Consider the following 23,928-nt stretch of genomic DNA (forward strand, 5'->3'; position numbering starts at 1 on the left):
AAAAAAAAGTGAAGCAGACCAAAACGGCTGCTACGGGCGATAAAGTGCGGTTTTTTTTCTTTCGCCGGGAATTCCCAGCGGCCCGATAATCAAAGCCCGCAGCGAGGCGTCAGACGACCCACCGAAGAGATGCTTGATGAGCGCCACGGCGACGGAAATGGCGATCGGAAAACGCTGCCACAGCGGTGCTTGCTTGATCAGTCCCGTGTCGATCAGCGCTGCCGGCCGACCGACCAAGCTCTCGATCTGCGCGTCCTGGTGGTGCCAGATTTGCTGCAGCCACTGCTGAAACGCCGGACGCTGCTCCAGGGGCCGCATGAGCAGGGCGTACGCAAGGCGGCAGGGAGTAGACAATGCGGCGCGGACAAACGACGATCAACGCGAGAGTGATTTGCGGCTCGCGGCCGGCAAGCTGCCGAGAGACGTCTCCTGTGGCGCGTCGCTCGCGGCGCTGGCCAGCTCACCCTGCTCGGCCTCTTCTTCTGCGAGATCCACCGTCGCCGCTTGCGCCGCTTCGTTGGCCAGCATGAGGCGGCGCGTTACCGGCGTCTCCAGTGTAATGCGGCCGAGGATGCCATCGCGGTAATCCTGCAGCAGCACCTTCGCCGCCTTCTCCAGGTCGGCCTCGCCGCCACGCCTGCGCAGACCGCGGCGCCTGGCGATCCGGTCGATGACGCCGACCGCGTCGATAGCCGCCAGCTGGTCAGCCGGCAAGCCGTAACGACTGACCAACAGCGCCGGGTAGCGCAACAGCAGCAAAGCGGCAAGAAACGTCGCGACCTCTTCGTCGATCATCGCGTTGCGACCGACGGCATTGCTCGCGGCGAGCATCAGTCCGTCGCTCGGATGGGCGATCTTCGGCCACAGCAATCCCGGCGTGTCGGTAATCGAATGGCGAATGTCGAGCAGCGATGTTTGCTGTGAGCGCGTCACCGCTGGCTCGTCACCGACCTTGGCGATCTTGCGCTTGAGCAAAACGTTCATTAGCGTCGACTTGCCGACGTTCGGAATGCCCATGATCAGCATCCGCAAGGGCTTGACGTTGTCGTTGCGATGCGGCGCCAGCTCCTGGCACAGCGTCGGCAGGCGCTGCGCGTCGCCAGGTTTGCGGCACGACAGGGCGACGGCGCGAACACCGTCCTGCCGATTGTAGTGATCGATCCACGTCCGCGTTACTTGCGGGTCGGCGAGATCGGCCTTGTTGAGCACTTTCAGGCACGGACGCTGGCGCTGCCGGCGAAGGTCGCTGACCATCGGATTGGTGCTGGCCTCGGGCATGCGCGCGTCGAGCAGCTCGATGACCACGTCGATCGATGCCATCGTCTCGGCCACTTTCAGGCGCGCCGAGTTCATGTGACCGGGATACCACTGGATGGCCATGGCAAATTCGCCTAAATAAATGAGCGTGCATTATCCCACCGCTTGCCTGCTCCTGCCTGCTCCAGCCCTGTTTCGGCGTGCGCCGACACGTTTGCACGGCCGCCACAGCAAGGCCTGAAGCGCTAGAATGCTCGTTTCGTCACCCTCGACTTCAGGAAAAACTTGCCGCCGATCCCCGAAATCAGGCCCGGGCAGTCGCTCGAGCTGCTCCAGGAACTGCACATCCTGACCCGTGATGGCAAGCTCAACCAGGACAGTCGGCGCAAGCTGAAGCAGGTCAATCACCTGTTCCACTTCATCGAGCCGCTGCTCGCCGAGCTGCTTGCGAGCGGCGGCAAGCTGACTCTGGCCGACCACGGCGCCGGCAAGTCCTACCTGGGCTTCCTCGTTTACGACCTGTTCTTCAAGGCCAGGGACGACGGCCACATTTACGGCGTCGAGACGCGCCCCGAGCTGGTCGACAGCTCGCGCAGCCTGGCCAACCGGCTCGGTTTCACGCGCATGTCCTTCCTCAACCTGTGCGTAGAGAACGCCATCGACTCGCCCGCACTGCCTGCGCAGATCGACCTGGTGACCGCCCTGCACGCCTGCGACACGGCTACCGACGACGCCATCCGCTTCGCCTTCCACAAGCAAGCAAAGTACATCGTGCTGGTCCCCTGCTGCCAGGCCGAAGTGGCGACGCACTTGCGCCGCACGAAGAACGAGTCTTTCGCCAGAACGCCGCTATCGGAGATCTGGCGTCATCCGCTGCACACCCGCGAATTCGGTAGCCAACTGACGAACGTGCTGCGCTGCCTGCAACTCGAAGCACGCGGCTATCAGCTACAGGTCACCGAACTGGTCGGCTGGGAACACTCGCTGAAGAACGAGCTGATCGTCGCCCGGTACACCGGCCAGGCGCGCGGCAATGCCGTGGCGCGGCTCGAACAGATCCTGCACGAACTGAATCTCGACGCGTTGCGTGATCGCTTCATTTATTGATCGCGACGCCGCCACGCCGAGCAGGACTTACTGACCGGCACCCGTAAACAAGTAGCAATAGACAGGGCCAGCAATGGAAAACTGGATCACCCGCGGCGTCGCCGCGATCTGCGCCGTCGGCAGCACCGCGCTGTTCTGGACCTTCGGCGTTTTTTTGGCTGTCCCATGGCGAGAGAGTCGAATGCTGTCGCTGAACAGCATCGAGTGGCAGGTACTCGGCATTCCGCTGCTGACTGGTCTGGCCGTCACCTGGGGCGCCCTGCACATCCTGGCCATTGCCGACCGGGCCAGCAGCCCCCGTCTGTACCTGACGATAGTCGTGGCGCTGGCGATCATTTCGATCATGGCGGTGCTCGGCGGCATGTCGTGGAGCGGCGAACGCATCGCCTTGACCGCACCGTGATGCTAATCGCGGTTCACGCCTGCTGCTGCCGGCGACGAGTCAGCAAGCGCCACAACTTCGGCAGCAACCAGACCAGAATGGCGACAAAGAGCAGCAGGAAAGCAAGCAGCAGCCCTGGGTGAACAAACATCAACCACAGCCCCAGGAGCACCAGCGAGTCCTCGCCGAGTGACGCCACCGGGTTGCTGAACGGCTCGGGCGACAGATTGATCGCCAGCCGCGTTCCTGCTTTGGCAAGGTGCGCGCTGGCGGCCAGACTGCCGCCGACGATGGCCATCGCCGTTTGCCACTCGACGCCCTGCCCGCCAAAGGCCATCGCCGCCAGCGCAGCACCCGCCGGAATGCGGATGAAGCTGTGCACGCTGTCCCACGCGGAATCGACGATCGGCAGCTTGTCGGCCAGGAATTCGACCAGCAGCATCAGGCCTGCCGCCGCCAGAACCCAGGGATGCTCGAGCACCCGCAGACCATCTGGCAGCGCCACCCATTCCAGCCGGCCTGCCAGGCCGACGACAAATAGCGCCAGATAAAGACGAATTCCAGACGCCCAGCCGAGGCCGGCGGCGATCGCCAGCAAGCCTGCCAGGTCAAGTGGAAGAGACTCAATTGACGCCATCTGCTGCGACACCTCCATTGCCTCCGGCCAAGGCTCGGATCGACACCCGGCGGTCCGCTTGCGCAGCCGGCGGTCGCGTCCGGACTCGTCCCATTATCCGGGATTAGCGCCTGGGCGGGCGGTGTGGTGTAAGGCGTCGCGCAGCACCCGGCCACTCGAAGAGCGCTGCAGCGATGATTTTCTACGGGGTAAAGGAAGTCTCCGGGGCGCCTCCCGGGATAGAATTACAAGCTGCCGAACGCTCTCGACATTACCCAACATGGATTAAGCGATGACTCCAACCAGAAGCAACGTAGTAGTTCAAAAAGCGGTCTTCCCGGTCGCCGGCCTCGGGACGCGCTTTCTGCCGGCGACCAAAGCCAGCCCCAAGGAGATGCTGGCGGTGGTCGATAAGCCGCTGATTCAATACGCCGTCGAGGAAGCCTACGCCGCCGGAATTCGTGAAATGATCTTCGTCACCGGCCGCAACAAGCGGGCCATCGAAGACCATTTTGATACCGCCTACGAGTTGGAAGCTGAACTTGCCGCCGGCGGCAAGGACGAGTTGATGACGCTGGTGCACTCGATCAAGCCGGACGACATGGATTGCGTGTATGTGCGCCAGCCGCGTGCGCTCGGCCTCGGCCACGCCGTGCTCTGTGCCGAACGGCTGGTGCGCGGCGAACCGTTTGCTGTCCTCCTGGCCGACGACCTGATGATCGGCGAGCCGCCGATCATGCAGCAGATGACCGAACTCTTCGCCGAGCGCCAGTGTAGCGTGCTCGCCGTTCAGGAAGTGCCGAGAAACGAAACGCACCGCTACGGGATCGTCAGGGGCGAGCCACTGACTGCCGATCTGCTGACGATCAGCGGCCTGGTCGAAAAGCCACGGCCGGAAATCGCACCGTCCAATCTGGGCGTCGCCGGCCGCTACGTTCTCACGCCAGCGATCTTTGATCTGTTGCGCGGCCAGACGCGCGGCGCCGGTGGCGAAATCCAGCTCACCGACGGCATCGCCGCGCTGCTTGGCGCCGAACAGGTGCTGGCTTATCGCTACCACGGCGTGCGCTACGACTGCGGCAGCAAGCTGGGACTGATGCAAGCCAGCGTTGTCCTCGGCCAGATCCACCCTGAAGTCGGCAGGGATTTCACGGCCTGGCTGCGGAGCCAGCGTGGCGGATAAAACGCTGACCATCACCTGCAGCACCTCGCCGTCGCGGCCAAGGCGATGGCCGAAAAAGGACGCGCCGGATGGCGCGTCGTCACGGCGACTGGCTGGCTAGTCGTCAGCTGCCAGCGGCTCGACCTGCGGCTGCGGCTCGCCGCTCCACGTCAAGCGGTAAGCCGCTCCCCGGCGGAGATGGCCGACCAGCGCCGGCCTGAAGCACGCCAGATTGGTTCCGCCATGACGCCGCACGCTGGGGTAGATGATCCCCATCGAACCCGCGCCGAGCAGCGATGACGCCAGTTGCTGCGAGGCCAGGTAACTGTCCGGATCGAGACAGTCGACAAACGCGGCTTCACCGCGCAGGTCATGAAACTCGGCGCTGAAGTCGGCGAGCATCGCCTGATAGGTGACGCTATCGTCAAAACGGTCGATCTCCTGATACTCGACCTTGCGGTGGAAGATGATTTCGGCCATCGCCGTAGACAGCTCGAAGGCGCAATACCAGGCGCCGCGGTCGCCATCATTGAAGCGACTGCCTTCCGGGCGCGGATAAGTGAAAGCAGCGTTGACGATCCTGAAGTTTGGCACGCCAAACACCAACTCATCGACGCCGATCGCCGGCAGTCCGCCGCTCTCGCCGAGCAAGCGCTCGTTGGTCGCGTTGTCGAGATCGAACAGGTCCCGCAAATGGTCGCCATTCACCGCCAGCGCCCCGAGCACCGACTCCTCCCGGTCGGCGAAGCGCGAAGGAATCAGGCGGATCGTATCGAACTGGCGCAAACGGCAAAGCGGCGGGCTCGCCATCACACCCCGCCGCGCCGTGCTTCGAGCAGCTGGCGAACGGTCTGCATCGCCAGCAGGCCACCGCTGAGCATATAAGTCAGCGGCGTACGGCCGGCGAAGATCCGGTTGCGATTGGGCAAACTCACCCACTCATCTGCCAGCCGATCGCCATAGAGGATGTGCAAGGCCTTGTAGATGCCGATCAGGTAGGAAATACGCGTGATGCGATCAACTTCGAGGAGTCGCGCGGGGTTTTTCTTCCATTCATAGAAAGCGCTGCTCGACAAGCCCCCGAGCAACTCGCGAGCATCGTCGTCGCGCAGCTTCCAGGCCGCCAGCAACTTGAAAAAACCCTGCAGCGCCGACTTCGACAAGCGCTCACGCTCCGACCTGGCGTTGAGGTCAACGACAATTGCCGGCTCGAAGCGGCTGGCCGGGTAGGCATAAGCAGAATTCATCACGACCCTCCTTTTCCGGAAAGTTTACACTCCACAAAAAGAATTACAAGTCTAAGGACTGCCGTCGTGTCGGCGTTTCGACCGACAAATCCCGGTGCCTTGGCGCCTCGGAAGGGGGCGGATCGCGGATCGTCAGAGCCGGTAGTAATCGCGATACCAGGCGACAAAGTTGCCGACGCCTTCCTTGAGCGAAGTGGCTGGAGCGAAACCCAGCCAGTCGGCGAGCAATGCGGTATCGGCGTAGGTAGCCGGCACGTCGCCGTCCTGCATCGGCAGCAAGCGTTTTTCCGCTACTTTTCCGAGGGCGTCTTCGAGCGCGCCGATGAAGTCGAGCAACGGTACCGGCTGGTGGTTACCAATGTTGAAGACACGGTAAGGCGCGTTGCTGGTCGCCGGATCGGCTTCGTCGGGCAGGTAGTCCGTATTGGCGGTGGCCGTCCGATCCAGGACCCGGATCACACCTTCGACGATGTCATCCACGTAGGTAAAATCGCGCTGCATCCGCCCATAGTTGAAAACGTCGATCGGCCGACCTTCAAGAATCGCCTTGGTGAACAGGAAGATCGCCATGTCCGGCCTGCCCCACGGCCCATAGACGGTGAAAAACCGCAGGCCGGTGGTCGGCAGGCGATAGAGGTGGCTGTAGGTGTGCGCCATCAACTCGTTGGCCTTCTTGGTCGCCGCATAGAGACTGACCGGATGGTCCACACTGTCGTGTTCCGAAAATGGCATGCGGGTGTTGCCGCCGTACACGCTGGAGCTCGACGCATAGACCAGATGCTGCACGCGGTTGTGACGGCAGCCTTCGAGAATATTCACGAAACCGAGCAGGTTGCTGTCCACGTAGGCGTGCGGGTTCTGCAGCGAATAGCGCACCCCGGCCTGCGCCGCGAGATGGATCACGCGCTCGAATCCTTGATCGGCGAACAGTTTCTCGATGCCCACGCGGTCGGCGATGTCCAGTTTGACGAAGCTGAAACCGGCCAGTGACGCGAGCCGCTGCAGCCGATCTTCCTTGAGCGAGACCTCGTAGTAATCATTCAGATTGTCGACTCCGACAACTTGATCGCCGCGCGCCAGTAGCCGCAGCGCCGTACTCATACCGATAAATCCGGCAGCGCCGGTCACAAGAATTTTCATCGAGCCACCCCAGATCGACAGGACCTGGATTTTACCCCAGCGCCGCGGCCACGAACCGACTCAACGCCGCCGGCATGAGAACAGCGCAACTTGCCGCCACGGCAAACGGTCACGCCGGCGAATAGACAGCGCTGATCATCAAAGTCATTGCGCTCAAGTGGCGCCAGCGGCGCTCACACGCCGAAGCACCCCGCTGCCCAAAGCACGCGCAAATGCAAGCCCGCGTCGGTGCCCTGCCATCGTCGCCTGGCGGACGAACAAGCCGGCCGCTCGCCCGCGCAGGTCGCACCGATCGTGTCCAGTCATCGCCGCTTGGGGCACGTCCCACCTTGCTGTATGATGGATGGGTCCGAAGCCAGGAATAGCCGAGTCTGATGAGAAACTTGACTCAGTTGACCAATCCGGCCCGCGGCACGCCTTGTAACCGGGCCTCCAGGGTCGTCCATGGCCTTTACGCAGGATCGCGAAATGACAGCTACACACACGCAGGCACCGCTCGGCGGTGGTGCCCAGTTAGCCCGAAAGGGGATTATCCTCGCTGGCGGCTCCGGCACGCGGCTGTACCCGGCGACGCTGGCGGTTTCCAAGCAGCTGCTGCCGATCTACGACAAGCCGATGATTTACTACCCGCTGACAACGCTGATGATGGCCGGCATTCGCGACTTCCTGATCATTTCCACGCCACAGGATACACCGCGCTTCGAGCAGCTTCTCGGTGACGGCCGGCAATGGGGACTGAACATCGCGTACGCGGTGCAGCCAAGCCCGGATGGGCTGGCGCAGGCCTTCATTATCGGTGCGGATTTTCTCGACGGTGGTCCTTCGGCGCTGATCCTCGGCGACAACATTTTCTACGGCCATGAGCTGGCCAGAGATCTGCAGACGGTCAATGCGCAACGTGATGGTGCGACGGTTTTCTGCTACCGAGTCCATGACCCCGAACGCTACGGCGTCGTCGAGTTTGACGCCGGCGGCCGCGCCGTCAGCCTGGAGGAAAAGCCGGCGGCACCGAAGTCGCACTACGCAGTGACCGGACTGTATTTTTACGACCATCGGGTGGTCGATGTAGCGCGTAAGCTGAAACCGTCAGCCCGCGGCGAACTGGAAATTACCGATGTAAACCGTCAGTATCTGGAATGGGGCGAACTGGGCGTTTCGATGATGGGCCGTGGCCATGCCTGGCTCGATACTGGCACGCACGAGTCACTACTGGAAGCCAGCCTGTTCATCGAGACCATCGAGAAACGGCAGGGCCTGAAGATTGCCTGCCCGGAGGAAATTGCTTTCCGCAATGGCCATATCAGTGCCGAGCAACTGGAAGCCCTGGCGCAGCCGATGAAGAAGAATTTCTATGGGCAGTATCTGCTGGGGCTGCTGCGGGAATAGCGTGGCGCCTGGCAGAATGGCGCCGGCCGCGTCGCCATTCTGCCCTACCTTGCCATCTCGTAGCGGCCGGTCGCCAACCTTAACTACTTTCCCATGAAAATAATTCCGACCTCCATCGCTGATCTCGTGATCATCGAACCCCGAATCTTCGGTGACAGCCGTGGTTTCTTCCTTGAAAGCTGGAACCGCAAGGATTTTGCCGGTGCTGGTCTGAACACCGATTTCGTTCAGGACAACCATTCACGTTCGTCCAGGGGCGTCTTGCGCGGACTGCACTACCAGCTGCGCCAACCGCAGGGCAAGCTGGTGCGGGTCAGCAGCGGAGCGGTATTCGATGTAGCCGTCGATCTGCGCCGTTCGTCGCCGACATTCGGCTGCTGGCAGGGCTTCGAGCTTGGCAGCGAAAATCAGCGCATGTTGTGGGTTCCACCGGGCTGTGCGCACGGTTTCCTGGTGCTTTCCGAAACGGCCGATTTCCTTTACAAGACTACCGCGTACTACGCACCCGAAGACGAACGATGCATTATGTGGAACGACCCGGAAATCGGTATCCGCTGGCCGCTCGATGGCCCGCCGGCGCTGTCCGCCAAGGACCAGCTGGGAACGCCATTGCGGGCCGCCGAGGTCTACGCCTGAGAGGCGGGAGCATGGCGAGCGCACCCCCGGGTCATCGCCACTAGCTGCGCGCTACCGCTATTTGATGCACGCCGTGCGCACCTGTTTGAGGTCGGTGACGCCGGCGAGGACTTTCTCGATGCCATCCATCTTCGTCGTACGCATGCCTTCGCTGAGCGCGCTGGCGAGCAAGTCGCCGACCCGCGCGCGCGCCTGAATCTGCGGCTTGATCAATTCACTACCGACCAGCAATTCGTGCAGACCAACGCGACCCTGGTAGCCGCTACCGCCACAGGCTGGACAGCCACGCGCGCGGTAGAGTGTGAAAGCGCCGTCGCTGCCGTATTGCCGCAGCCAATCACCATGCACGCCGTCGGCTGCGGCCTGCGCATCAGCCTGCCATCGCGTGCTTGCTGCGACTTCGGCGCCGTACTCCTGGAGAAGCAGCCGGACGTCTGTGGGCGTCGGCTGATAGGCCTCTTTGCACGACTCGCACAAGCGCCGGACGAGGCGCTGGGCGACAACACCGAGCAGCGCCTCGGCAAGATTGCCCGGGTCAGTGCCCATCGCCAGTAAGCGCTTGATCGACCCCGGCGCGCTGCCGGAGCGCAGTGAGGCCAACACCAGGCGGCCGTTCAGCGCCGCTTCGACAGCGATGGCGACGGTTTCCCGGTCGCCGATTTCGTCGACCATGATCACGTCCGCGTCGGCACGCAGAAATGCGCGCATCACGGTCGCCAGGTCGAGCCCGGTGTTCTCGTTGACCGGCACCTGACGTAGGCCATTCTGGGTAATTTCGAGCGGGTCTTCGGCGGTCCAGATCTTCGTTTCCGGCCGGTTACGTTCACTCACAAGCGAGTGCAGGGTGGTGGTTCTTCCTGATCCGCTCGGGCCGCAGACCAAGAACAGCCCGCCGGGTCTGGCGATCAGCGCCCGCAACCGCATCAGCTGAGCTGGCGCAACGCCGAGGTCATCGAGCCGCATCACTTCGCCGGTGGCGAGCAGGCGCAACACGACGTCCTCCATTCCGCCCGTCGTCGGCAGCGTGAGCACGCGCAACGCGACATCCAGCGGCCCCCACTTCTTGAACTTCAGCTTGCCGTCCTGTGGCCGACGCTGGTCGGCGACGTCGAGGCCGGACATCATTTTGAGTTGGGCGATCAAGGCCCGACCACAAAGCGCCGGGACTTCGCTGTAGGGCGCTAACGCGCCGTCACGGCGGAAGCGAATCAGCGTCATTTCCTTGCCCGGCCGGGGTTCGATGTGGATGTCGGAAGCGCCTTGCTGGCAGGCATCGACGATGATCTTGTTCGCCAGCCGGAGCGCTTCGCCGTCGGCGACGAGCTCTGCGCTGTCATGGCCGGCACCACCCGCTTCATCGCCATCGACTTCGGCACACACGTCGCCGAGCAAATTGATCTGCGAAGAGGCGCCGAATTGCGTCGCCAATACCTCCTCGATATCGACGTTCTGCTGGCGTGCCAACTGCTCGGCGCGATCGAGGTCGCCACCGGACACGACGGCAGCAGTGACCAGCGAAGCGTACTTGCTGTCGACCGGCGGGCGGGCCTTTCGGCGCTGCGCAAAGGCCACCGCCAGCGTCTGCGCGAGCGCCTGCACTCCTTCTTCGGCGACCATTGGGAAAGGCGAATCAGAGCGACTGTTGATCAGTTGCACGACCCCGAGCAGTTCGTCGTTCTCGGCGCCGACGATCGGCGCAACGAGCATCTGCCGTGAACGATAGCCGCTGTGCCGGTCGACTTCGTCGAGGAAACGCAAGCGCGGACTGTGGCTCAGCAACTCCGCCTGGTCATAGACATCGCGGATATTGACCGACTTGCCGGTCGCCGCAACGTAGCCGGCGATGCTCTGCTCGGAGATCGGCAGCGTGATGTCCTGGTGCGAGGCAAGCCCGGTCTTGACCTTGGCGACAATACTCTGCCGATCTTCGCCAAGCAGGTAGATGGTCAGCCTTTGGCAGTGAAACAGCTCACAGATATCCTCGGACAGTTCGAGGAGGATTTCATCGGAGCTGCTCGTCGCGTGGATCTTGTTGGTGACCCGCTGCAGGTTCTTGAAGAACCCCAGCCGACGACTCATGTCGCTGTTGTCAAGCGACCAGCTGGTGACCATTGCTATACCTCCCGGCAAAGGCGTTCGTAGCCGTCATGAGCGGCTAACAAAGAGCACGAGCCAGGGATGATGATCGCGTTCAAAAGCTCTCTCCGGTACTCAAAAGGGGTCAATCAAGCCACCGCGTGGCCAATCTTGTTCCTTGGCGCCGCGCATCTCGGCGACTCGAAACGACTTGCCAAGCCGCTTTCAGAACTCGAAAACCTGATTGTTCTGCAACATTTTTGGCTTGAAATCGCCGGCGCACGCGGCGATTTCAGCCATCGTCAGCGTCGCCTGGCCCGGCTTGAGATGACTGATGTAGATCTCGGCCTCCCTGGCCAGCTTGCGTAATTCGCTGGCCAGCATGCTTGGGCACAGGTGCTTGGAAATTTCGGCAAGCCGCCGTTCACGGTCGGCGAAAGCGGTTTCGATCAGTAGATATCGCAGATTGGCGATGCCGTTGACGATTGGCCAAAACGAGTCATTGACCGTCGTATCGCCGGTAAACACCAGGCTACCGACTCCCGAGTCAAGTTGATAGCCAACCGCCGGCACGGTATGCTCGGCAGGGAGCGCGGTAATCGTCCGCTGCCCCAGCTGGACCGACTCGCCGAGTTTGATTGCTCGATATTCCATCAGCGGCTTCTCGCGGCTCGGAATGACGCTGAAATCTGGCCAGATGGCCCAGTTGAAGATGTGCTTGGCGATGATTTCGAGGGTCGCGGCCGTCGCATGAACGATCAGGGCTTTCTCGCGCAGATCGCTGACCGAATCGATCAGCAAGGGTAGCGAAGCGATGTGATCGAGATGTGAATGCGTCAGGAACACATGGTCGATGCTGGCCAGTTCGTCGCGCGACAAATCGGCGACGCCCGTTCCGGCATCGACCAGCAAGTCATGGTCGACCAGCATCGACGTGGTCCGCAGATGACAGCCGCCAATCCCGCCGCTACAGCCCAGCACCCTTACTTTCATGATCGCTTCGCTCGACCCTCCACTTCAAGGGGTGGCGCCAGGCTGCAGCAGCGACGCACGAACTGCCGGCGGCGCCCAGCCCGAAGACCGCCGTTCATCAGTTTTTCAGGAAGAATTCCATCTTCACCCCGGCTATTTCGATGACATCGTGGTCGCGCAGACAATGCGCCTGCGCGTCAAGCACCTGGCCGTTGACCAGCGGAAAGTGCTTGCCCTCGACATGCGTCAGAAAGTAACCATGCGGCCGCCTGGCAATCACCGCCACTTGCAGGCCGGGCTTGCCAAGCGTCGTCAGCGTCTTGGTCAGTTGCAGTTCGCGACCCGCATTGGAGCCAGTAAGCAACTGAATGGCCGCCGGCGGCAGCGTGCCAGCCGCTGCCGGCGCTGGCGCCACAGTCACTGCTGGCTCGCCGAGCCTGGCCACGTCAGGCAGCGGACCGGACTGGAACAACATACTTTTGTCGTATTCCGAAACTTCTCCGGGAGCCACTGCGACGGCCAGATACTTCATCTTGTACTTACCAAGCTCGACGACGTCGCCGTCCTTGAGAAAGTGCTTCTTGATCGACTGCCCATTGACCACCGTGCCGTTGGTGCTATTCAGATCCTCAAGGAAGGAATCGCTAAGGATGGTCACCACGGCGGCATGTTCGCCACTGATGGCCATATTGTCGATCTGGATGTCGTTATGCGCTTTGCGGCCGATACTCATGCGCTCCTTAAGCAACGGGATTTCCTTGAGCACCAGACCATCCATGCTGAGTATCAGCTTTGCCATCGCCTGTCCTTATCTAAACCATGACCAGAGTTTCGACCAACGTCCCCGGCCAGCCGGAAATTCGTGCAAAACCTTGATCACCACCACCGAAATATTATCTTCGCCACCACTGTCGTTGGCCATCTGGATCAACTCTGCAGCGGCACGTTCGAGATTGGCAGCGGACATCTCCAGCGCGTGCTGCATATCGCTCTCCTCGACCATGTCGTAGAGACCGTCCGAACAGAGCAGATAGACGTCGCCAGGGCGCACCGGGTGGACGTGAACCTCGGTCTCCACCTCGGGATCGATGCCGACGGCTCGCGTTACGAGATTGCGGTTCGCCGAGTAGCGCGCTTCTTCCCGCGATATTTCACCACTGTCGATCTGCTCCTGCAGCAGCGAGTGGTCGCGCGTCAAGGCCACGAATTCCTCGCCGCGCAGACGATACAAGCGCGAGTCGCCAATATGAGCAACGATCAAGCGGTCGTCGCAAAACACAGCAGCAACCAGCGTCGTGCCCATCCCGCCGAACTGCGCCTGACCCTCGGCCGCACGATAGATCGCCGAGTTCACCTCGGCGATGAACTCCAGCAGCAAACGCTGCGCGACGGTGTCAATGCTGCCAGGCGCGGATCCTTGCGCCGTTTTCCCCTTGAACGCCGCTTCGAGCCGGCTTGACAGGATCTGCGTCGCCATGCCGCTGGCCACTTCGCCGGCGTTGTAACCCCCCATGCCGTCGGCCAGGATGGCCAGACCGAGGTCGGCATCGGCAAATACCGAGTCTTCGTTCTGCCTTCGCACCACCCCGGGATCGGTCCGGGTGGCGATTTCCAGCGCTCCCAAGAGACTATTTCCCACATATTCTCCAGATAACTGACCAGCCGGCCGCAACCACCGCCGTTGATCTCCCCGCGGTGAAATCAATGGCCGCCAACCGCCAGACCACGATCACGCATCGCCGATGCTCGCCGCGGCAGCCGCCAGCAGTCGACCGCAGCAGTGCTCATCGAGTCGCTCATTGTGCCGACAGCCGACACTAATCGCCATAAGGCAATTCAACGCCCAAGCCACGCGCCTGCGCCAACGCCTCGAGGCGAACCGCAAGCGCCAAGTCCTGCACAGCCATTCCCTGTGATTCGAACAGGGTGATCTCGTCGTCGCCCGTGCGCCCACGTTGCCGATGACAGATCACGTCACCGAGTTCGACCAGGCTGCGCGCCTGCAAGCGCCCTTTCTCGAACAAAGGCAGTAGATCGCCGGACTCGCGAAGCGCCGTTTCGACGCTATCGACGACAATCGTGGAACAGCGCTTGACGACATCTTCACCCACTTCGCGACGAATCAGCGAATTTGAACCAGCGGCATTGATATGCGTACCAGGAGACAGCCAGTCGGCGCTGAAGAGTGGTGCCGACGCAGTCGTGACGGTGCTGACGATGTCACTGCCACGCACCACCTCTTCGGCAGAGGCCACCGGGACGACGTCGATTCCCAAGCGCTCGGCCATCCGCGCGCAGAAAGCCGCCAGCCGCTCGGCATTGCGCGCATGCACCTTGACCCGCCGCAAGCCGCGCACGGCGGCCAAGGCTTCAAGGTGTCCCTCGGCTTGCCAGCCAGCGCCGAACACCCCGGCCACCTGCGCATCGGGCCTGGCCAGCCAGCGCGTGGCAACGCCAGACGCCGCGGCGGTACGCATCATACCCAGCCGATTGGCTTCAATCACCGCCCGCAGGCGGCCGCTCGATGCCTGAAACAGGTGCACCAGAAAACGCACGCCCGAGCGGTTGCTGGTGTAGGCCTTGTAGCCGATGGCGTCAAGCTGCGGCAAGGCGCCTTGCAGAATATGCAGCGTCGTCTGCGGCATGCGTGTCCGTTGCCGCGGAACGTCGCACGCGCCCGACGACGACAGCTGACGGTGCGCCTCCTCAACCGCCTCCAGCGCCAACGGCATAGTCAACAGTTGCTCAACATCTTTTTCAGTCAGGAACAGTGCCATTTCTTCCTCAGACCCTCGTCAAACAATTGGCATGATCGCCCAGCTGCCGCGCTTGCCACACGCTGCAGCGCGGTATTGACGATTCTACCGGCAAATGGCCGCCAGCAATCGGCGGCCGACCATTGCCAAAAAAAAAGGGCAGACCGCAGCCTGCCCTTCGTACCTGGCGCGCAGGCCAGCTCGCTGCGTTAGATCAGCTTCGTGATCAGTCTGGCCATTTCCGACGGATCACGAGTCACCGTGAAGCCGCACTCTTCCATGATCGCCAGCTTGGCGTCAGCGGTATCGGCACCGCCGGAGATCAGCGCACCGGCGTGACCCATGCGCTTGCCGGCCGGCGCCGTAACACCAGCGATGAAGCCGACGATCGGCTTCTTCATGTTGGCCTTGCACCACATCGCAGCGTCAGCTTCATCGGGACCGCCGATCTCGCCGATCATGATTACAGCATCGGTGTCGGGGTCGTCGTTGAACATCCGCATGATGTCGATATGCTTCAGTCCGTTGATCGGGTCACCGCCGGTACCGACAGCGGTCGACTGGCCGAGACCGATTTCGGTCAACTGGCCGACTGCTTCGTAGGTCAGCGTTCCCGAACGCGAAACGACGCCGATGCGCCCTTTGCGATGGATGTGACCGGGCATGATGCCGATCTTGACTTCATCCGGGGTGATCAGGCCAGGGCAGTTCGGGCCGAGCAGCAGCGTCTTCTTGCCGCCAGCGGCTTCACGCTTTTTCATCCGGTTGCGGACGATCAGCATGTCGCGAACGGGAATGCCTTCGGTAATGCACACCACCAGGTCGAGGTCGGCTTCGACGGCTTCCCAGATCGCGGCAGCCGCACCGGGCGGCGGCACGTAGATCACCGAGACGGTCGCGCCTGTTGCGACAGCAGCGTCCTTGACCGAGCCGAAGATCGGGATGCCGAGCAGGCTCTCGCCGGCTTTCTTGGGGTTGACGCCGGCCACGAAACAGTTCTTGCCGTTGGCGTATTCCTGGCACTTCTCGGTATGAAACTGCCCGGTCTTGCCGGTCATGCCCTGGGTGATGATCTTGGTGTCTTTGTTAATCAGAATCGACATGTTGGCTCCTTACTTGACCGCAGCAACGATCTTGGTGGCGGCATCAGCCATGGTATCGGCAGTGATGATCGGCAGACCCGAATCACTGAGGATCTTCTTGCCGATGTCTTCGTTGGTCCCCTTCATGCGGACCACCAGCGGCACCGCGAGGTGCGTTTCGCGCGCCGCGGCGACGACGCCGGTGGCGATCGTATCGCAGCGCATGATGCCGCCGAAGATGTTCACCAGAATGCCCTTGACCTTGGGATTCTTGAGCATGATCTGGAACGCCGAAGTCACTTTCTCGGTAGTCGCACCACCGCCGACGTCGAGGAAGTTGGCCGGCTCGGCGCCGAAGTACTTGATGGTATCCATGGTCGCCATCGCCAGGCCGGCGCCGTTGACCAGGCAACCGATGTTGCCGTCGAGCGAAATGTACGAGAGGTCGTGCTTGGACGCCTCGAGTTCGTCGGGGTCCTCTTCGTCGAGGTCGCGGAAAGCGACGATCTCGGGCTGGCGATAGAGCGCGTTCGAATCGAAGTTGAACTTGGCGTCGATCGCCTTGATGTTGCCGTCACCCTCGAGAATCAACGGGTTGATCTCGGCCAGCGAGGCGTCGGTTTCCATGTAGCACTTGAACAGGCCCTGCAGCGCCGCGACCGCGCGATCGACTGACTCGGCCGGAACGCCGATACCGGTCGCCAGTTCGGCCGCCTGCGCGGTGGACAGTCCTGCCTCGGGGTCGACGAAGACCTTGAGGATTTTTTCCGGGGTGTCGTGGGCAACCTTCTCGATGTCCATGCCGCCCTCGGAGGAAGCCATCATCGCCACCGTCTGCGTCGTGCGATCGGTCAGCGCAGCCACGTAGTATTCCTTGCGGATGTCGGCACCCTCCTCGACCAACAGCCGGCGCACCTTCTGGCCGACCGGGCCGGTCTGGTGAGTGACCAGCTGCATGCCGAGGATCTGGCCGGCGAACTCGCGGACTTCGTCCAGCGACTTGGCGACCTTCACCCCACCGCCCTTGCCGCGACCACCAGCGTGAATCTGCGCTTTGACCACCCAGAGTTTGCCACCCAGGGATTCGGCTGCCTTGACCGCTTCATCGACGGATTGACAGAACACCCCGCGCGGAACGACAACGCCGAACTTCTTCAGGAGCTGTTTGCCCTGATATTCGTGAATTTTCATGCGCTTTCCTTGCTTGAGTTAAGGTTGCGAAACGTACAAAACATGCGATACGTAAGGAACCACGAGCAGAGCTTCCTACCCGGGCTTCTGGTCACGGTACCAGCGTGGGTAATAACGCTGGACCGCGTCCGAATGCGACTCCAGTGCGTGGCAACGATCAAGCTGATAGGGTTTGTGCCCGCTATCGTCGTTGTCGCGCACGTCACTGGCGAAGGTTTGCAACGCCGCGGTCGGCAGGGACATCAGCAGCTCGCTGAGATGCGAGCAACCGCGGGTACTGCGGAACAGGTTCTTGACCGCCGTGCGAAAGCCATGGAAAAGATTGAGCCCGATCAACTGCGCGTAGGCCGGGGCAATCCGCTCGCAATATCCAGCGTAGGGCATGGCGTCAACGCTGGCCGCCGCGTCGAGGACGTTCATCTGGTAATCGATGGTCACCCGCACCCGCATGTCGTGCACCGCCTCACCCGGCTTGCGCAGACCCGATGACAGCGGGTAGTCGTGATCCTTGACGTCGACCAGACGCGCCTCAATGTCCCAGCAGCCGTCGTCGCGTTTGTAGCCCTCGAGCTGGACACTGCGGACGTGCATGCGGGTGCGTTCGGCGGTGGCAGGGGGCAGCGGCATCAAGGATCCTGAGGGGATTGGCGAGCCGTCAAGGCTTCGCAGCTGGCAAGCAATTGTACACCAGAATACCCCGCCATTCTCGGCGAAATGCATAATTATGCTGCTCGGCGCGACGCATCACGGGTCGCTCGCGCGCCCCTTAAGCGCTCCCTGCTCGCCGCTCGGCGCGGCACGCGAAGCGAGTCTTGCCGCCGGGCCCAAGGGCGAGAACGCGCCACCGCCGATCGGTGTGACGGAAACAGGCGGCGCGCGGACGACAGCTCTAGCGCAGACATCGGCCACAGCAAGTCAAGCGCCAACGGCGCTCATGGCTTGCCGGCCGTTTCGCGAACGCCGCCCTGGCCGGCGACTGCCAGGCCAGGGCGGCGTCTGCTCGGCGGCCGCCTCAGGACGCCAGCAAGCGCCTGATTTCTGCCAGACCGGCTGAAAGCATCGCCAGATCCTGCGGGACGTTGCTCTTCAGTTCATCGAGCACGGCCGCCGCGTCACCGATCGGCGGCAAGCGGCTACCGAGAATCTGCTGCAAGAGGTGCTGTCGAAGAGTCCTCAGCTCGGCGCTGAGCTGCGCACGGGCCCGCGCCTGCCAGCGATTACCTGCCGGCAAACGATTGACGGCAGCGCCCAGCCAATCCAGGTCGATTTGCTCGACGAGAGCACTCAGCGCCTGCGCGACGTCGGCCAGCGGGTACGCACAGGCACGCGCCAGATTGACCAGTTCGAAGGCGACGACAATGTCGGCGCGCCCCTCGATCAGCGCGGCGACGACTTCCGAGCCGGTACGCCCGGCACGCATACGATCCATGCAGTCCAGCACCGCCAGCTGGTAGTCGGCGACCATCTGCGCGATCGAGGCACCGGCGACATGCTGGGGCAGCAGCAAGCGCGTGGCCTCGGCGGTCAGCACCCGCAAGCCAGCCATCAGCTCCATCTGAGCGCTGGCGTCAAGCATCAGGTCCAGCGACTCGACGTCGTGCCACAGCGTTTCGGCGTCGAGGACGCTGCTCGCCGCGTACCAGGCACCGGCCACCTGCGCCGGCGAGGCACCACTTTCGTCGCTGACCTGCATGACGAAAATCGTTCCCATGCGGTTAACCAGCCGATTGACCAGCTGGGTGGTAATGATGTCTCGCTTCAGGGGGTGCACCGGCAACAGTTCGCTGCACTGACCGAGGACAGCCGCCGGGAAGTAGTTCACCAGCAGCTCGTAGACATCCTCGTTGTCGGGCAGATCCGAGGCCAGAATGGCTTCCTTCAAGGTGATCTTGGCATAAGCCAGGAGGACCGAGAGCTCTGGCGCGGTGAGCCCGCGCTGCTGCTGCGCGCGCTCGGCAAGCCGCTTGTCGTCAGGCAGGGATTCGATGCTGCGCCGCAGGGCACCCTTGGCTTCGAGAGCGCGGATGAAACGCGCATGCCCTTCGATGAGCTGCGCACCCGCCGCGGCTTCGAGCGCAATCGCCTGCGTCTGCTGATAATTGTCGGCCAGGACCAGACGCCCGACCTCGTCGGTCATCGACGCCAGCAAGGTATCGCGCTGCTTGCCGGTCAAATCGCCACGGCGGATCAGCCCGGCCAGCAGGATCTTGATGTTAACTTCGTGGTCGGAGCAATCGACGCCAGCCGAATTGTCGATCGCGTCGGTGAATATCCTACCCCCGGCGAGCGCAAACTCGATCCGGCCCGGCTGCGTCAGCCCGAGATTACCGCCTTCGCCAACCACCCGTGCCTGCAACTGGCTGCCATCGACCCGCAAGATGTCATTACCACGGTCGCTGGCGTCCTGATGGCTCTCGCTGCTGGATTTGACGTAGGTCCCGATGCCGCCGTTGTAGAGCAGATCGACCGGCGCCTGCAGAAGAATCTTGATCAGTTCATGCGGCGGCAGCTGGATCGCCGTCGTCCCCAGCCAGGCACGCACTTCGTGTGACAAGGGAATGGTCTTGGCGGCGCGCGACCACACCCCGCCGCCACTGGAAATCAGCGTCGTATCGTAGTCCAGCCACGACGAGCGTGGCAGTTCAAAGAGCCGTTGTCGCTCGGCAAAGCTGAGCGCCGGATCGGGGTCAGGGTCGAGGAACAGATGCCGGTGATCGAAGGCCGCCAGCAACTTGATCGCCGGTGAGAGCAACATGCCATTGCCGAAAACGTCGCCGGACATGTCGCCGATACCGACGACGGTGAACGGCTGCGTCTGGATATCGAGCCCGAGCTCGCGGAAGTGCCGCTTGACCGCCTCCCAGGCGCCCCTGGCGGTGATGCCCATCTTCTTGTGGTCGTAACCGACCGAGCCACCCGAAGCGAAGGCGTCACCCAGCCAGAAACCGTACTCGATGGCGATCGAGTTGGCGATGTCCGAGAAGGTCGCCGTTCCCTTGTCGGCGGCGACCACCAGATAGGCATCATCGCCGTCACGACGGCGCACACCCGCTGGCGGTACGACCTGACCATCGACCAGGTTGTCGGTAAGATCAAGCAGGCCGCGAATGAAGGTCTTGTAGCAGGCGACTCCTTCAGCCTGAAAAGCTTCACGATCGCCAACCGGCGGCAGCCGCTTGCAGACGAAGCCACCCTTCGAACCGAGCGGGACGATCACCGCGTTTTTCACCATCTGCGCCTTGACCAGGCCAAGCACCTCGGTGCGGAAGTCTTCCATCCGGTCAGACCAGCGCAGGCCGCCACGGGCCACTTTCGCGCCGCGCAGGTGCACGCCTTCGATACGCTCGCTATAGACAAAAATTTCGTACAGCGGCACCGGCTGCGGCAGGAACGGGATGTCTCTGGACGAGAGCTTGAACGACACGTAATCCCTGGCCTTGCCATCAATCGCCGATTGATAGGCATTGGTCCGCTGCGTCGCTTCAATGACCGTCTGCAAGGCGGCCAGGATACGATCGTCGTTGGGGTTGCTGACCTGCAACAAAGCCTCGCTCAGCTCGTCGGAAATCTCTTTGGCGCGCGTGTCGTCGGCTGCCGGCGAGAACAAGGCTTCGAACAGGTCGACCAGGCCACGGGTAATCCGGAAATGGGTCGCCAGGCACTGTTCGATGAACGCCTGGCTGAAGGGCAGCCCGGCCTGCAGCAGGTAACGCCGGTAGGCGCGCAGGATGCCGACCTGCCGGCCGTTGAGACCGGCCAGCAGCACCAACCGGTTGAATCCATCATTCTCGGCCTCGTCGCGCAGCAGGCGCTCAAGCAACTCGACGAACGCCTGCCGGGTGCCATCGTCGTCGAGTGCCGCCGGGTCCGGCAGCTGCACGGCGAAATCGGCGACGTGCAGATCGCTCTTGGGCAGATTGAAGGGCTGCTCGGAAAGCACCGTCAGGCCAAGGTTTTCGAGAATCGGCAAGATCGCCGACAGCGGCCGCGGACGGCCACGACGGAAGAGTTTCAGGTGCTGGTGGGCGCCGTCGTCACCTTGCGCAGCGCTCAGCTTGACCTCGACGCGACCACTGTGCTCGGCGGTCTCGAGGCGCTCGAGATCGGACACCGCCGACGCCGGAGTGACCCGCTCCTGATAAAACAAAGGCAGCTCGGGGACGTAGCGACGCAACAGGGCGTTGCCACGTTCCTCGCCGTAATGGCCGATCAGATTGTGCTTCAGCTCGTCGGCCCAGCCACGAACGATGCGTGCGACCTGCCTTTCGATCGCTTCGGCATCGTAGTGATAGCGGGTGCCGACCGGCGTGTGCACGATGAAATGCAGCCGCGCCAGCCGCGACTCACCGAGCATGATAAAAAACTCGACGTGGTCGGCGGCCAGAGTTTCATGGAACAGTGCCGAGATCCGTTTGCGCAGCTTGGTGTCGAAATGGTCGCGCGGCATATAGACCATCGCCGAAACGTAGCGCCCCCAGGCGTCGTTGCGCATGAAAACGCGCACCTGCTCGCGTTCGTAGACCGAGACGATGCCGCGCACGATCGATCGCAGATCGTCTTGAGCGATCTCGATCAACTCGTCACGCGGATAGGTTTCGAGCACGTTGACCAGGGTCTTTTCGCGATGGCTGCGCGGCGCGAAGCCGATCGCCGCGCGGGCCGCGGCGATCTTGCGACGCAGGATCGGAATGTCGGTCGCGGCGACGTGGTAGACGTGCGCCGTGTATAGGCCGACCAGCGCCCGCAGACCGATCACCTGGCCTGCGGCGTCGTAGCACTTGACACCAATGAAATCGAGGTAGGCCGAGCGATGAACGGTCGACCGGGCGTCGGTCTTGACCAGCAGCACCGGCAGCGCATCGCTGGACAATTCGGCGACGACGCCAGGAATTCCTGCCAGGCAGCGGCCAAAGCCCGGGTGGTCGGCGTGCCGAAGAATCCCCAGACCGCTTTCGGCAACGCGCTCAAGCACGCCCTCGCCGCTGGCGATGCGGTAATCGGCGTAGCCGAGAAAGACGAAATTGTTAACTCCGATCCAGTCCAGATACGCCGCCACTTCGTCGCCATCGGCGGTCTTCGCCGCGAGCATCTCGTCGTATGCCTCGCGCATTCGCTGATGCATGCTCGCCACGTCTTCGACGGCCGCCCGCACATCGGCAAGGACGCCGGCGATCTCCTGGCGCAACTGGTCGAGCAGCGTGGCATCGCCGACCCGGTCGATCTCCAAATGAATCCAGGATTCCGTCTGGCTGGCGGCGGCACCGCGCGACTGCGTGCGTAGCAAGCCGCCTTCAGCGCTGCGCTCGACGCCCAGCAGCGGGTGCAGCAGGCGCTGAATGACCAGACCATGTCGCGAGACGACCATGGTGATCGAATCGACCAGGAACGGCATGTCGTCGGTAACGATGTCGATCACGGTATGCGGAGAATGCCAGCCATGACGGTCAAAATCCGGCGTGTAGAGAGCAACAGGGGCTTGTCCCCGGACTCGCACCTCGCCCAGCCGGAAATGCTGAACGGCCGCGCCAAGGAGGTCTTCGGGAGCCGCGTCGGCCGCATCGTCTAGTTCGACGTCACCGAAATAGTATTCAAGGTACTCGTCAACCCGCGCCGACAGGTTCTGCTGCTCGGCAATCTCGCGCAGGTTGCGACGCAGGTTGAGGGTCGATTCTGTAAGGACTACCATGCCGCTCTCCTCTTTATTGATCCGTGGATCCGGGGTCAAGCCACCTTGGCGACCAGCGCCAGTGCCGCCGCAGTCGGACGGCAGAGTAAGCGGTCGCATCGGACCGCTTACCCCTCATCAAGCAACCGCCAGAGGCAGTCAGTACTCCCAGAACATCCGCTGCAGCTCCTTGCTGTCCTGCGTCTGGGTCAGCGCCACGGTGGCAAGGATTCGCGCCTTTTGTGGGTTGAGGTCGTGTGCCACCACCCAGTCGTACTTGTCGTCGGGTTGTTCGGCGTTGCGCAGGACAAAACCACCGGCATTGACGTGCGAAGAACGAATGACCTGCACGCCCTGACCACGCGCCTCGACGAGGAACGGCACCACCGCCTTGCTCACCGAACCATTTCCCGTCCCCGCATGGATGATCGCCTTGGCACCGTTGGCGACCAAGGCGCGGTAGGCGGTGTCGGAAACGTTGCCATAGCCATAGGCGATGCCGACCGACGGCAAGGCTTCGATCTTGTCGATGTCGAATTCGGAGTTCATGGTATGCCGCTTGGCAGGCAGGCGAAACCAGTAGTTTTTGCCCTCGACGACCATTCCCAGAGGCCCCCAGGGACTCTTGAACGCCTCGGTCCGGATATTGACCGTCTTGGCGACATCGCGGCCACTGCTGATCTCGTCGTTCATCGTCACCAGCACGCCTTTGCCGCGCGCATCCTTGCTGGCTGCGACGCTGACCGCGTTGTACAGGTTCAACATGCCGTCAGCCGACATCGCCGTACCGGGTCGCATCGAGCCGACGACCACGATCGGCTTATCGGTGTGCACCACCAGGTTCAGGAAGTAGGCGGTTTCCTCGAGCGTATCGGTACCGTGCGTAATCACCACGCCATCGACGTCGCTCTGCTTGACCAGTGCCGAAACGCGTTTGCCCAGCGCCAGCAGATTGTCGTTGGTGATGCTCTCCGAAGCAATCTGGAAAATCTGTTCGCCGCGCACGTTGGCCACCGCGGCCAACTGTGGAACGCCGGCAATGAGCTTGTCGACGGGCACCTTCGCCGCCTGATAGGTCGCGCTGTTGGTGGCCTCGGCACCGGCCCCGGCGATCGTGCCACCGGTAGCCAGAATGACGACATTCGGCTTGTCCGCAGCCAGTGCAGCGCTGCTGACCAGGACACTCGCCAGCAAGGCGAGCAGCCAGCGGGTAGTAAGCGTCTCTTTCAACATTGGGAGCCTCCTTTTCAGGT

The 23,928-nt window shown here is 62.4% G+C and carries 21 protein-coding genes; 5 read left to right on the forward strand and 16 right to left on the reverse strand.

What is annotated here, in order from left to right; all coding sequences use genetic code 11:
- Window positions 1–30: 30 nt before the first annotated feature.
- A complete protein-coding gene (locus QZ656_RS18655; protein ID WP_291994790.1) occupies window positions 31–318 on the reverse strand; it encodes a hypothetical protein in 288 nt (95 codons plus the stop codon).
- Between the two features lie 57 nt (window positions 319–375).
- Window positions 376–1,380: a ribosome biogenesis GTPase YlqF gene (gene ylqF / locus QZ656_RS18660; RefSeq protein ID WP_291994791.1), complete on the reverse strand. Its 1,005-nt coding sequence runs from the start codon at window positions 1,378–1,380 to the stop codon at window positions 376–378.
- Window positions 1,381–1,542: 162 nt separating this feature from the next.
- Between ylqF and QZ656_RS18665 the strand changes: the two genes are divergently transcribed.
- Both QZ656_RS18665 and QZ656_RS18670 read left to right on the forward strand, forming a co-directional pair.
- The gene (locus QZ656_RS18665) at window positions 1,543–2,364 is read left to right on the forward strand and encodes an SAM-dependent methyltransferase (RefSeq protein ID WP_291994792.1); all 822 of its coding nucleotides are present in this window, start codon (window positions 1,543–1,545) and stop codon (window positions 2,362–2,364) included.
- A gap of 73 nt (window positions 2,365–2,437) precedes the next feature.
- Window positions 2,438–2,767 (forward strand): hypothetical protein, encoded by a 330-nt coding sequence (locus QZ656_RS18670; RefSeq protein WP_291994793.1) that lies wholly within the window; start codon window positions 2,438–2,440, stop codon window positions 2,765–2,767.
- 13 nt (window positions 2,768–2,780) lie between these two features.
- Here the strand turns inward: QZ656_RS18670 and QZ656_RS18675 are convergent, their stop codons facing one another.
- Window positions 2,781–3,383: a DUF4126 domain-containing protein gene (locus tag QZ656_RS18675; RefSeq protein WP_291994794.1), complete on the reverse strand. Its 603-nt coding sequence runs from the start codon at window positions 3,381–3,383 to the stop codon at window positions 2,781–2,783.
- Window positions 3,384–3,654: 271 nt separating this feature from the next.
- Between QZ656_RS18675 and galU the strand changes: the two genes are divergently transcribed.
- Window positions 3,655–4,545, forward strand: a complete 891-nt coding sequence (galU, locus tag QZ656_RS18680) for a UTP--glucose-1-phosphate uridylyltransferase GalU (protein ID WP_291994795.1) — start codon at window positions 3,655–3,657, stop codon at window positions 4,543–4,545.
- Between the two features lie 96 nt (window positions 4,546–4,641).
- On the opposite strand, the gene QZ656_RS18685 is transcribed toward galU, so the two are convergent.
- The 3 genes from QZ656_RS18685 to QZ656_RS18695 form a co-directional block, all read right to left on the reverse strand.
- Entirely contained in the window at window positions 4,642–5,334 is a 693-nt protein-coding gene (locus QZ656_RS18685; protein WP_291994796.1) for an RES family NAD+ phosphorylase, read from the reverse strand.
- The gene (locus QZ656_RS18690) at window positions 5,334–5,771 is read right to left on the reverse strand and encodes an antitoxin Xre/MbcA/ParS toxin-binding domain-containing protein (RefSeq protein WP_291994797.1); all 438 of its coding nucleotides are present in this window, start codon (window positions 5,769–5,771) and stop codon (window positions 5,334–5,336) included. The genes QZ656_RS18685 and QZ656_RS18690 overlap by 1 nt, the downstream gene beginning before the upstream one ends.
- A 132-nt stretch (window positions 5,772–5,903) precedes the next feature.
- Window positions 5,904–6,911 carry an NAD-dependent epimerase gene (locus QZ656_RS18695; RefSeq protein ID WP_291994798.1) on the reverse strand — a complete coding sequence of 336 codons (1,008 nt, stop codon included), beginning with the start codon at window positions 6,909–6,911 and terminating at the stop codon, window positions 5,904–5,906.
- A 468-nt stretch (window positions 6,912–7,379) separates the two neighbouring features.
- On the opposite strand from QZ656_RS18695, the gene rfbA reads away from it, so the two are divergent.
- Window positions 7,380–8,297: a glucose-1-phosphate thymidylyltransferase RfbA gene (gene rfbA / locus QZ656_RS18700; RefSeq protein WP_291994799.1), complete on the forward strand. Its 918-nt coding sequence runs from the start codon at window positions 7,380–7,382 to the stop codon at window positions 8,295–8,297.
- A 93-nt stretch (window positions 8,298–8,390) separates the two neighbouring features.
- Window positions 8,391–8,933: a dTDP-4-dehydrorhamnose 3,5-epimerase gene (gene rfbC / locus QZ656_RS18705; protein ID WP_291994800.1), complete on the forward strand. Its 543-nt coding sequence runs from the start codon at window positions 8,391–8,393 to the stop codon at window positions 8,931–8,933.
- A 57-nt stretch (window positions 8,934–8,990) separates the two neighbouring features.
- On the opposite strand, the gene QZ656_RS18710 is transcribed toward rfbC, so the two are convergent.
- The 10 genes from QZ656_RS18710 to QZ656_RS18755 all read right to left on the reverse strand — a co-directional run bounded on the left by QZ656_RS18710 (window position 8,991) and on the right by QZ656_RS18755 (window position 23,908).
- A complete protein-coding gene (locus QZ656_RS18710) occupies window positions 8,991–11,045 on the reverse strand; it encodes a GspE/PulE family protein (protein ID WP_291994801.1) in 2,055 nt (684 codons plus the stop codon).
- A gap of 189 nt (window positions 11,046–11,234) precedes the next feature.
- Window positions 11,235–12,002: a 3',5'-cyclic-nucleotide phosphodiesterase gene (locus tag QZ656_RS18715; RefSeq protein ID WP_291994802.1), complete on the reverse strand. Its 768-nt coding sequence runs from the start codon at window positions 12,000–12,002 to the stop codon at window positions 11,235–11,237.
- A 97-nt stretch (window positions 12,003–12,099) separates the two neighbouring features.
- Entirely contained in the window at window positions 12,100–12,780 is a 681-nt protein-coding gene (locus tag QZ656_RS18720; protein WP_291994803.1) for an FHA domain-containing protein, read from the reverse strand.
- A 9-nt stretch (window positions 12,781–12,789) separates the two neighbouring features.
- Window positions 12,790–13,620, reverse strand: a complete 831-nt coding sequence (locus tag QZ656_RS18725) for a Stp1/IreP family PP2C-type Ser/Thr phosphatase (RefSeq protein WP_291994804.1) — start codon at window positions 13,618–13,620, stop codon at window positions 12,790–12,792.
- A gap of 178 nt (window positions 13,621–13,798) precedes the next feature.
- Entirely contained in the window at window positions 13,799–14,758 is a 960-nt protein-coding gene (locus tag QZ656_RS18730; protein ID WP_291994805.1) for an ornithine cyclodeaminase family protein, read from the reverse strand.
- A gap of 188 nt (window positions 14,759–14,946) precedes the next feature.
- Window positions 14,947–15,840, reverse strand: coding sequence for a succinate--CoA ligase subunit alpha (sucD, locus tag QZ656_RS18735; protein WP_291994806.1), 894 nt, complete (start codon window positions 15,838–15,840; stop codon window positions 14,947–14,949).
- Between the two features lie 9 nt (window positions 15,841–15,849).
- Window positions 15,850–17,010: an ADP-forming succinate--CoA ligase subunit beta gene (gene sucC / locus QZ656_RS18740; RefSeq protein WP_291994807.1), complete on the reverse strand. Its 1,161-nt coding sequence runs from the start codon at window positions 17,008–17,010 to the stop codon at window positions 15,850–15,852.
- A gap of 75 nt (window positions 17,011–17,085) precedes the next feature.
- Entirely contained in the window at window positions 17,086–17,637 is a 552-nt protein-coding gene (locus QZ656_RS18745) for a DUF2889 domain-containing protein (protein ID WP_291994808.1), read from the reverse strand.
- 385 nt (window positions 17,638–18,022) lie between these two features.
- Window positions 18,023–22,696, reverse strand: a complete 4,674-nt coding sequence (locus QZ656_RS18750; protein WP_291994809.1) for an NAD-glutamate dehydrogenase — start codon at window positions 22,694–22,696, stop codon at window positions 18,023–18,025.
- Between the two features lie 138 nt (window positions 22,697–22,834).
- Window positions 22,835–23,908, reverse strand: coding sequence for an asparaginase (locus QZ656_RS18755; protein WP_291994810.1), 1,074 nt, complete (start codon window positions 23,906–23,908; stop codon window positions 22,835–22,837).
- Window positions 23,909–23,928 lie beyond the last annotated feature (20 nt).

This window comes from Candidatus Accumulibacter sp. ACC003 (genome assembly GCF_907163085.1).
GTDB lineage: Bacteria > Pseudomonadota > Gammaproteobacteria > Burkholderiales > Rhodocyclaceae > Accumulibacter.

What these genes read in the sequence shown, in the direction of transcription:
- QZ656_RS18655 (WP_291994790.1), bottom strand. Translation starts at nt 318, where the DNA reads ATGCGGCCCCTGGAGCAGCGTCCGGCGTTTCAGCAGTGGCTGCAGCAA.
- rfbA (WP_291994799.1), top strand. Translation starts at nt 7,380, where the DNA reads ATGACAGCTACACACACGCAGGCACCGCTCGGCGGTGGTGCCCAGTTA.
- QZ656_RS18695 (WP_291994798.1), bottom strand. Translation starts at nt 6,911, where the DNA reads ATGAAAATTCTTGTGACCGGCGCTGCCGGATTTATCGGTATGAGTACG.
- sucC (WP_291994807.1), bottom strand. Translation starts at nt 17,010, where the DNA reads ATGAAAATTCACGAATATCAGGGCAAACAGCTCCTGAAGAAGTTCGGC.
- rfbC (WP_291994800.1), top strand. Translation starts at nt 8,391, where the DNA reads ATGAAAATAATTCCGACCTCCATCGCTGATCTCGTGATCATCGAACCC.
- QZ656_RS18745 (WP_291994808.1), bottom strand. Translation starts at nt 17,637, where the DNA reads ATGCCGCTGCCCCCTGCCACCGCCGAACGCACCCGCATGCACGTCCGC.
- QZ656_RS18730 (WP_291994805.1), bottom strand. Translation starts at nt 14,758, where the DNA reads ATGGCACTGTTCCTGACTGAAAAAGATGTTGAGCAACTGTTGACTATG.
- sucD (WP_291994806.1), bottom strand. Translation starts at nt 15,840, where the DNA reads ATGTCGATTCTGATTAACAAAGACACCAAGATCATCACCCAGGGCATG.
- QZ656_RS18690 (WP_291994797.1), bottom strand. Translation starts at nt 5,771, where the DNA reads ATGAATTCTGCTTATGCCTACCCGGCCAGCCGCTTCGAGCCGGCAATT.
- QZ656_RS18750 (WP_291994809.1), bottom strand. Translation starts at nt 22,696, where the DNA reads ATGGTAGTCCTTACAGAATCGACCCTCAACCTGCGTCGCAACCTGCGC.
- QZ656_RS18685 (WP_291994796.1), bottom strand. Translation starts at nt 5,334, where the DNA reads ATGGCGAGCCCGCCGCTTTGCCGTTTGCGCCAGTTCGATACGATCCGC.
- QZ656_RS18755 (WP_291994810.1), bottom strand. Translation starts at nt 23,908, where the DNA reads ATGTTGAAAGAGACGCTTACTACCCGCTGGCTGCTCGCCTTGCTGGCG.
- QZ656_RS18710 (WP_291994801.1), bottom strand. Translation starts at nt 11,045, where the DNA reads ATGGTCACCAGCTGGTCGCTTGACAACAGCGACATGAGTCGTCGGCTG.
- QZ656_RS18720 (WP_291994803.1), bottom strand. Translation starts at nt 12,780, where the DNA reads ATGGCAAAGCTGATACTCAGCATGGATGGTCTGGTGCTCAAGGAAATC.
- galU (WP_291994795.1), top strand. Translation starts at nt 3,655, where the DNA reads ATGACTCCAACCAGAAGCAACGTAGTAGTTCAAAAAGCGGTCTTCCCG.
- ylqF (WP_291994791.1), bottom strand. Translation starts at nt 1,380, where the DNA reads ATGGCCATCCAGTGGTATCCCGGTCACATGAACTCGGCGCGCCTGAAA.
- QZ656_RS18715 (WP_291994802.1), bottom strand. Translation starts at nt 12,002, where the DNA reads ATGAAAGTAAGGGTGCTGGGCTGTAGCGGCGGGATTGGCGGCTGTCAT.
- QZ656_RS18670 (WP_291994793.1), top strand. Translation starts at nt 2,438, where the DNA reads ATGGAAAACTGGATCACCCGCGGCGTCGCCGCGATCTGCGCCGTCGGC.
- QZ656_RS18675 (WP_291994794.1), bottom strand. Translation starts at nt 3,383, where the DNA reads ATGGCGTCAATTGAGTCTCTTCCACTTGACCTGGCAGGCTTGCTGGCG.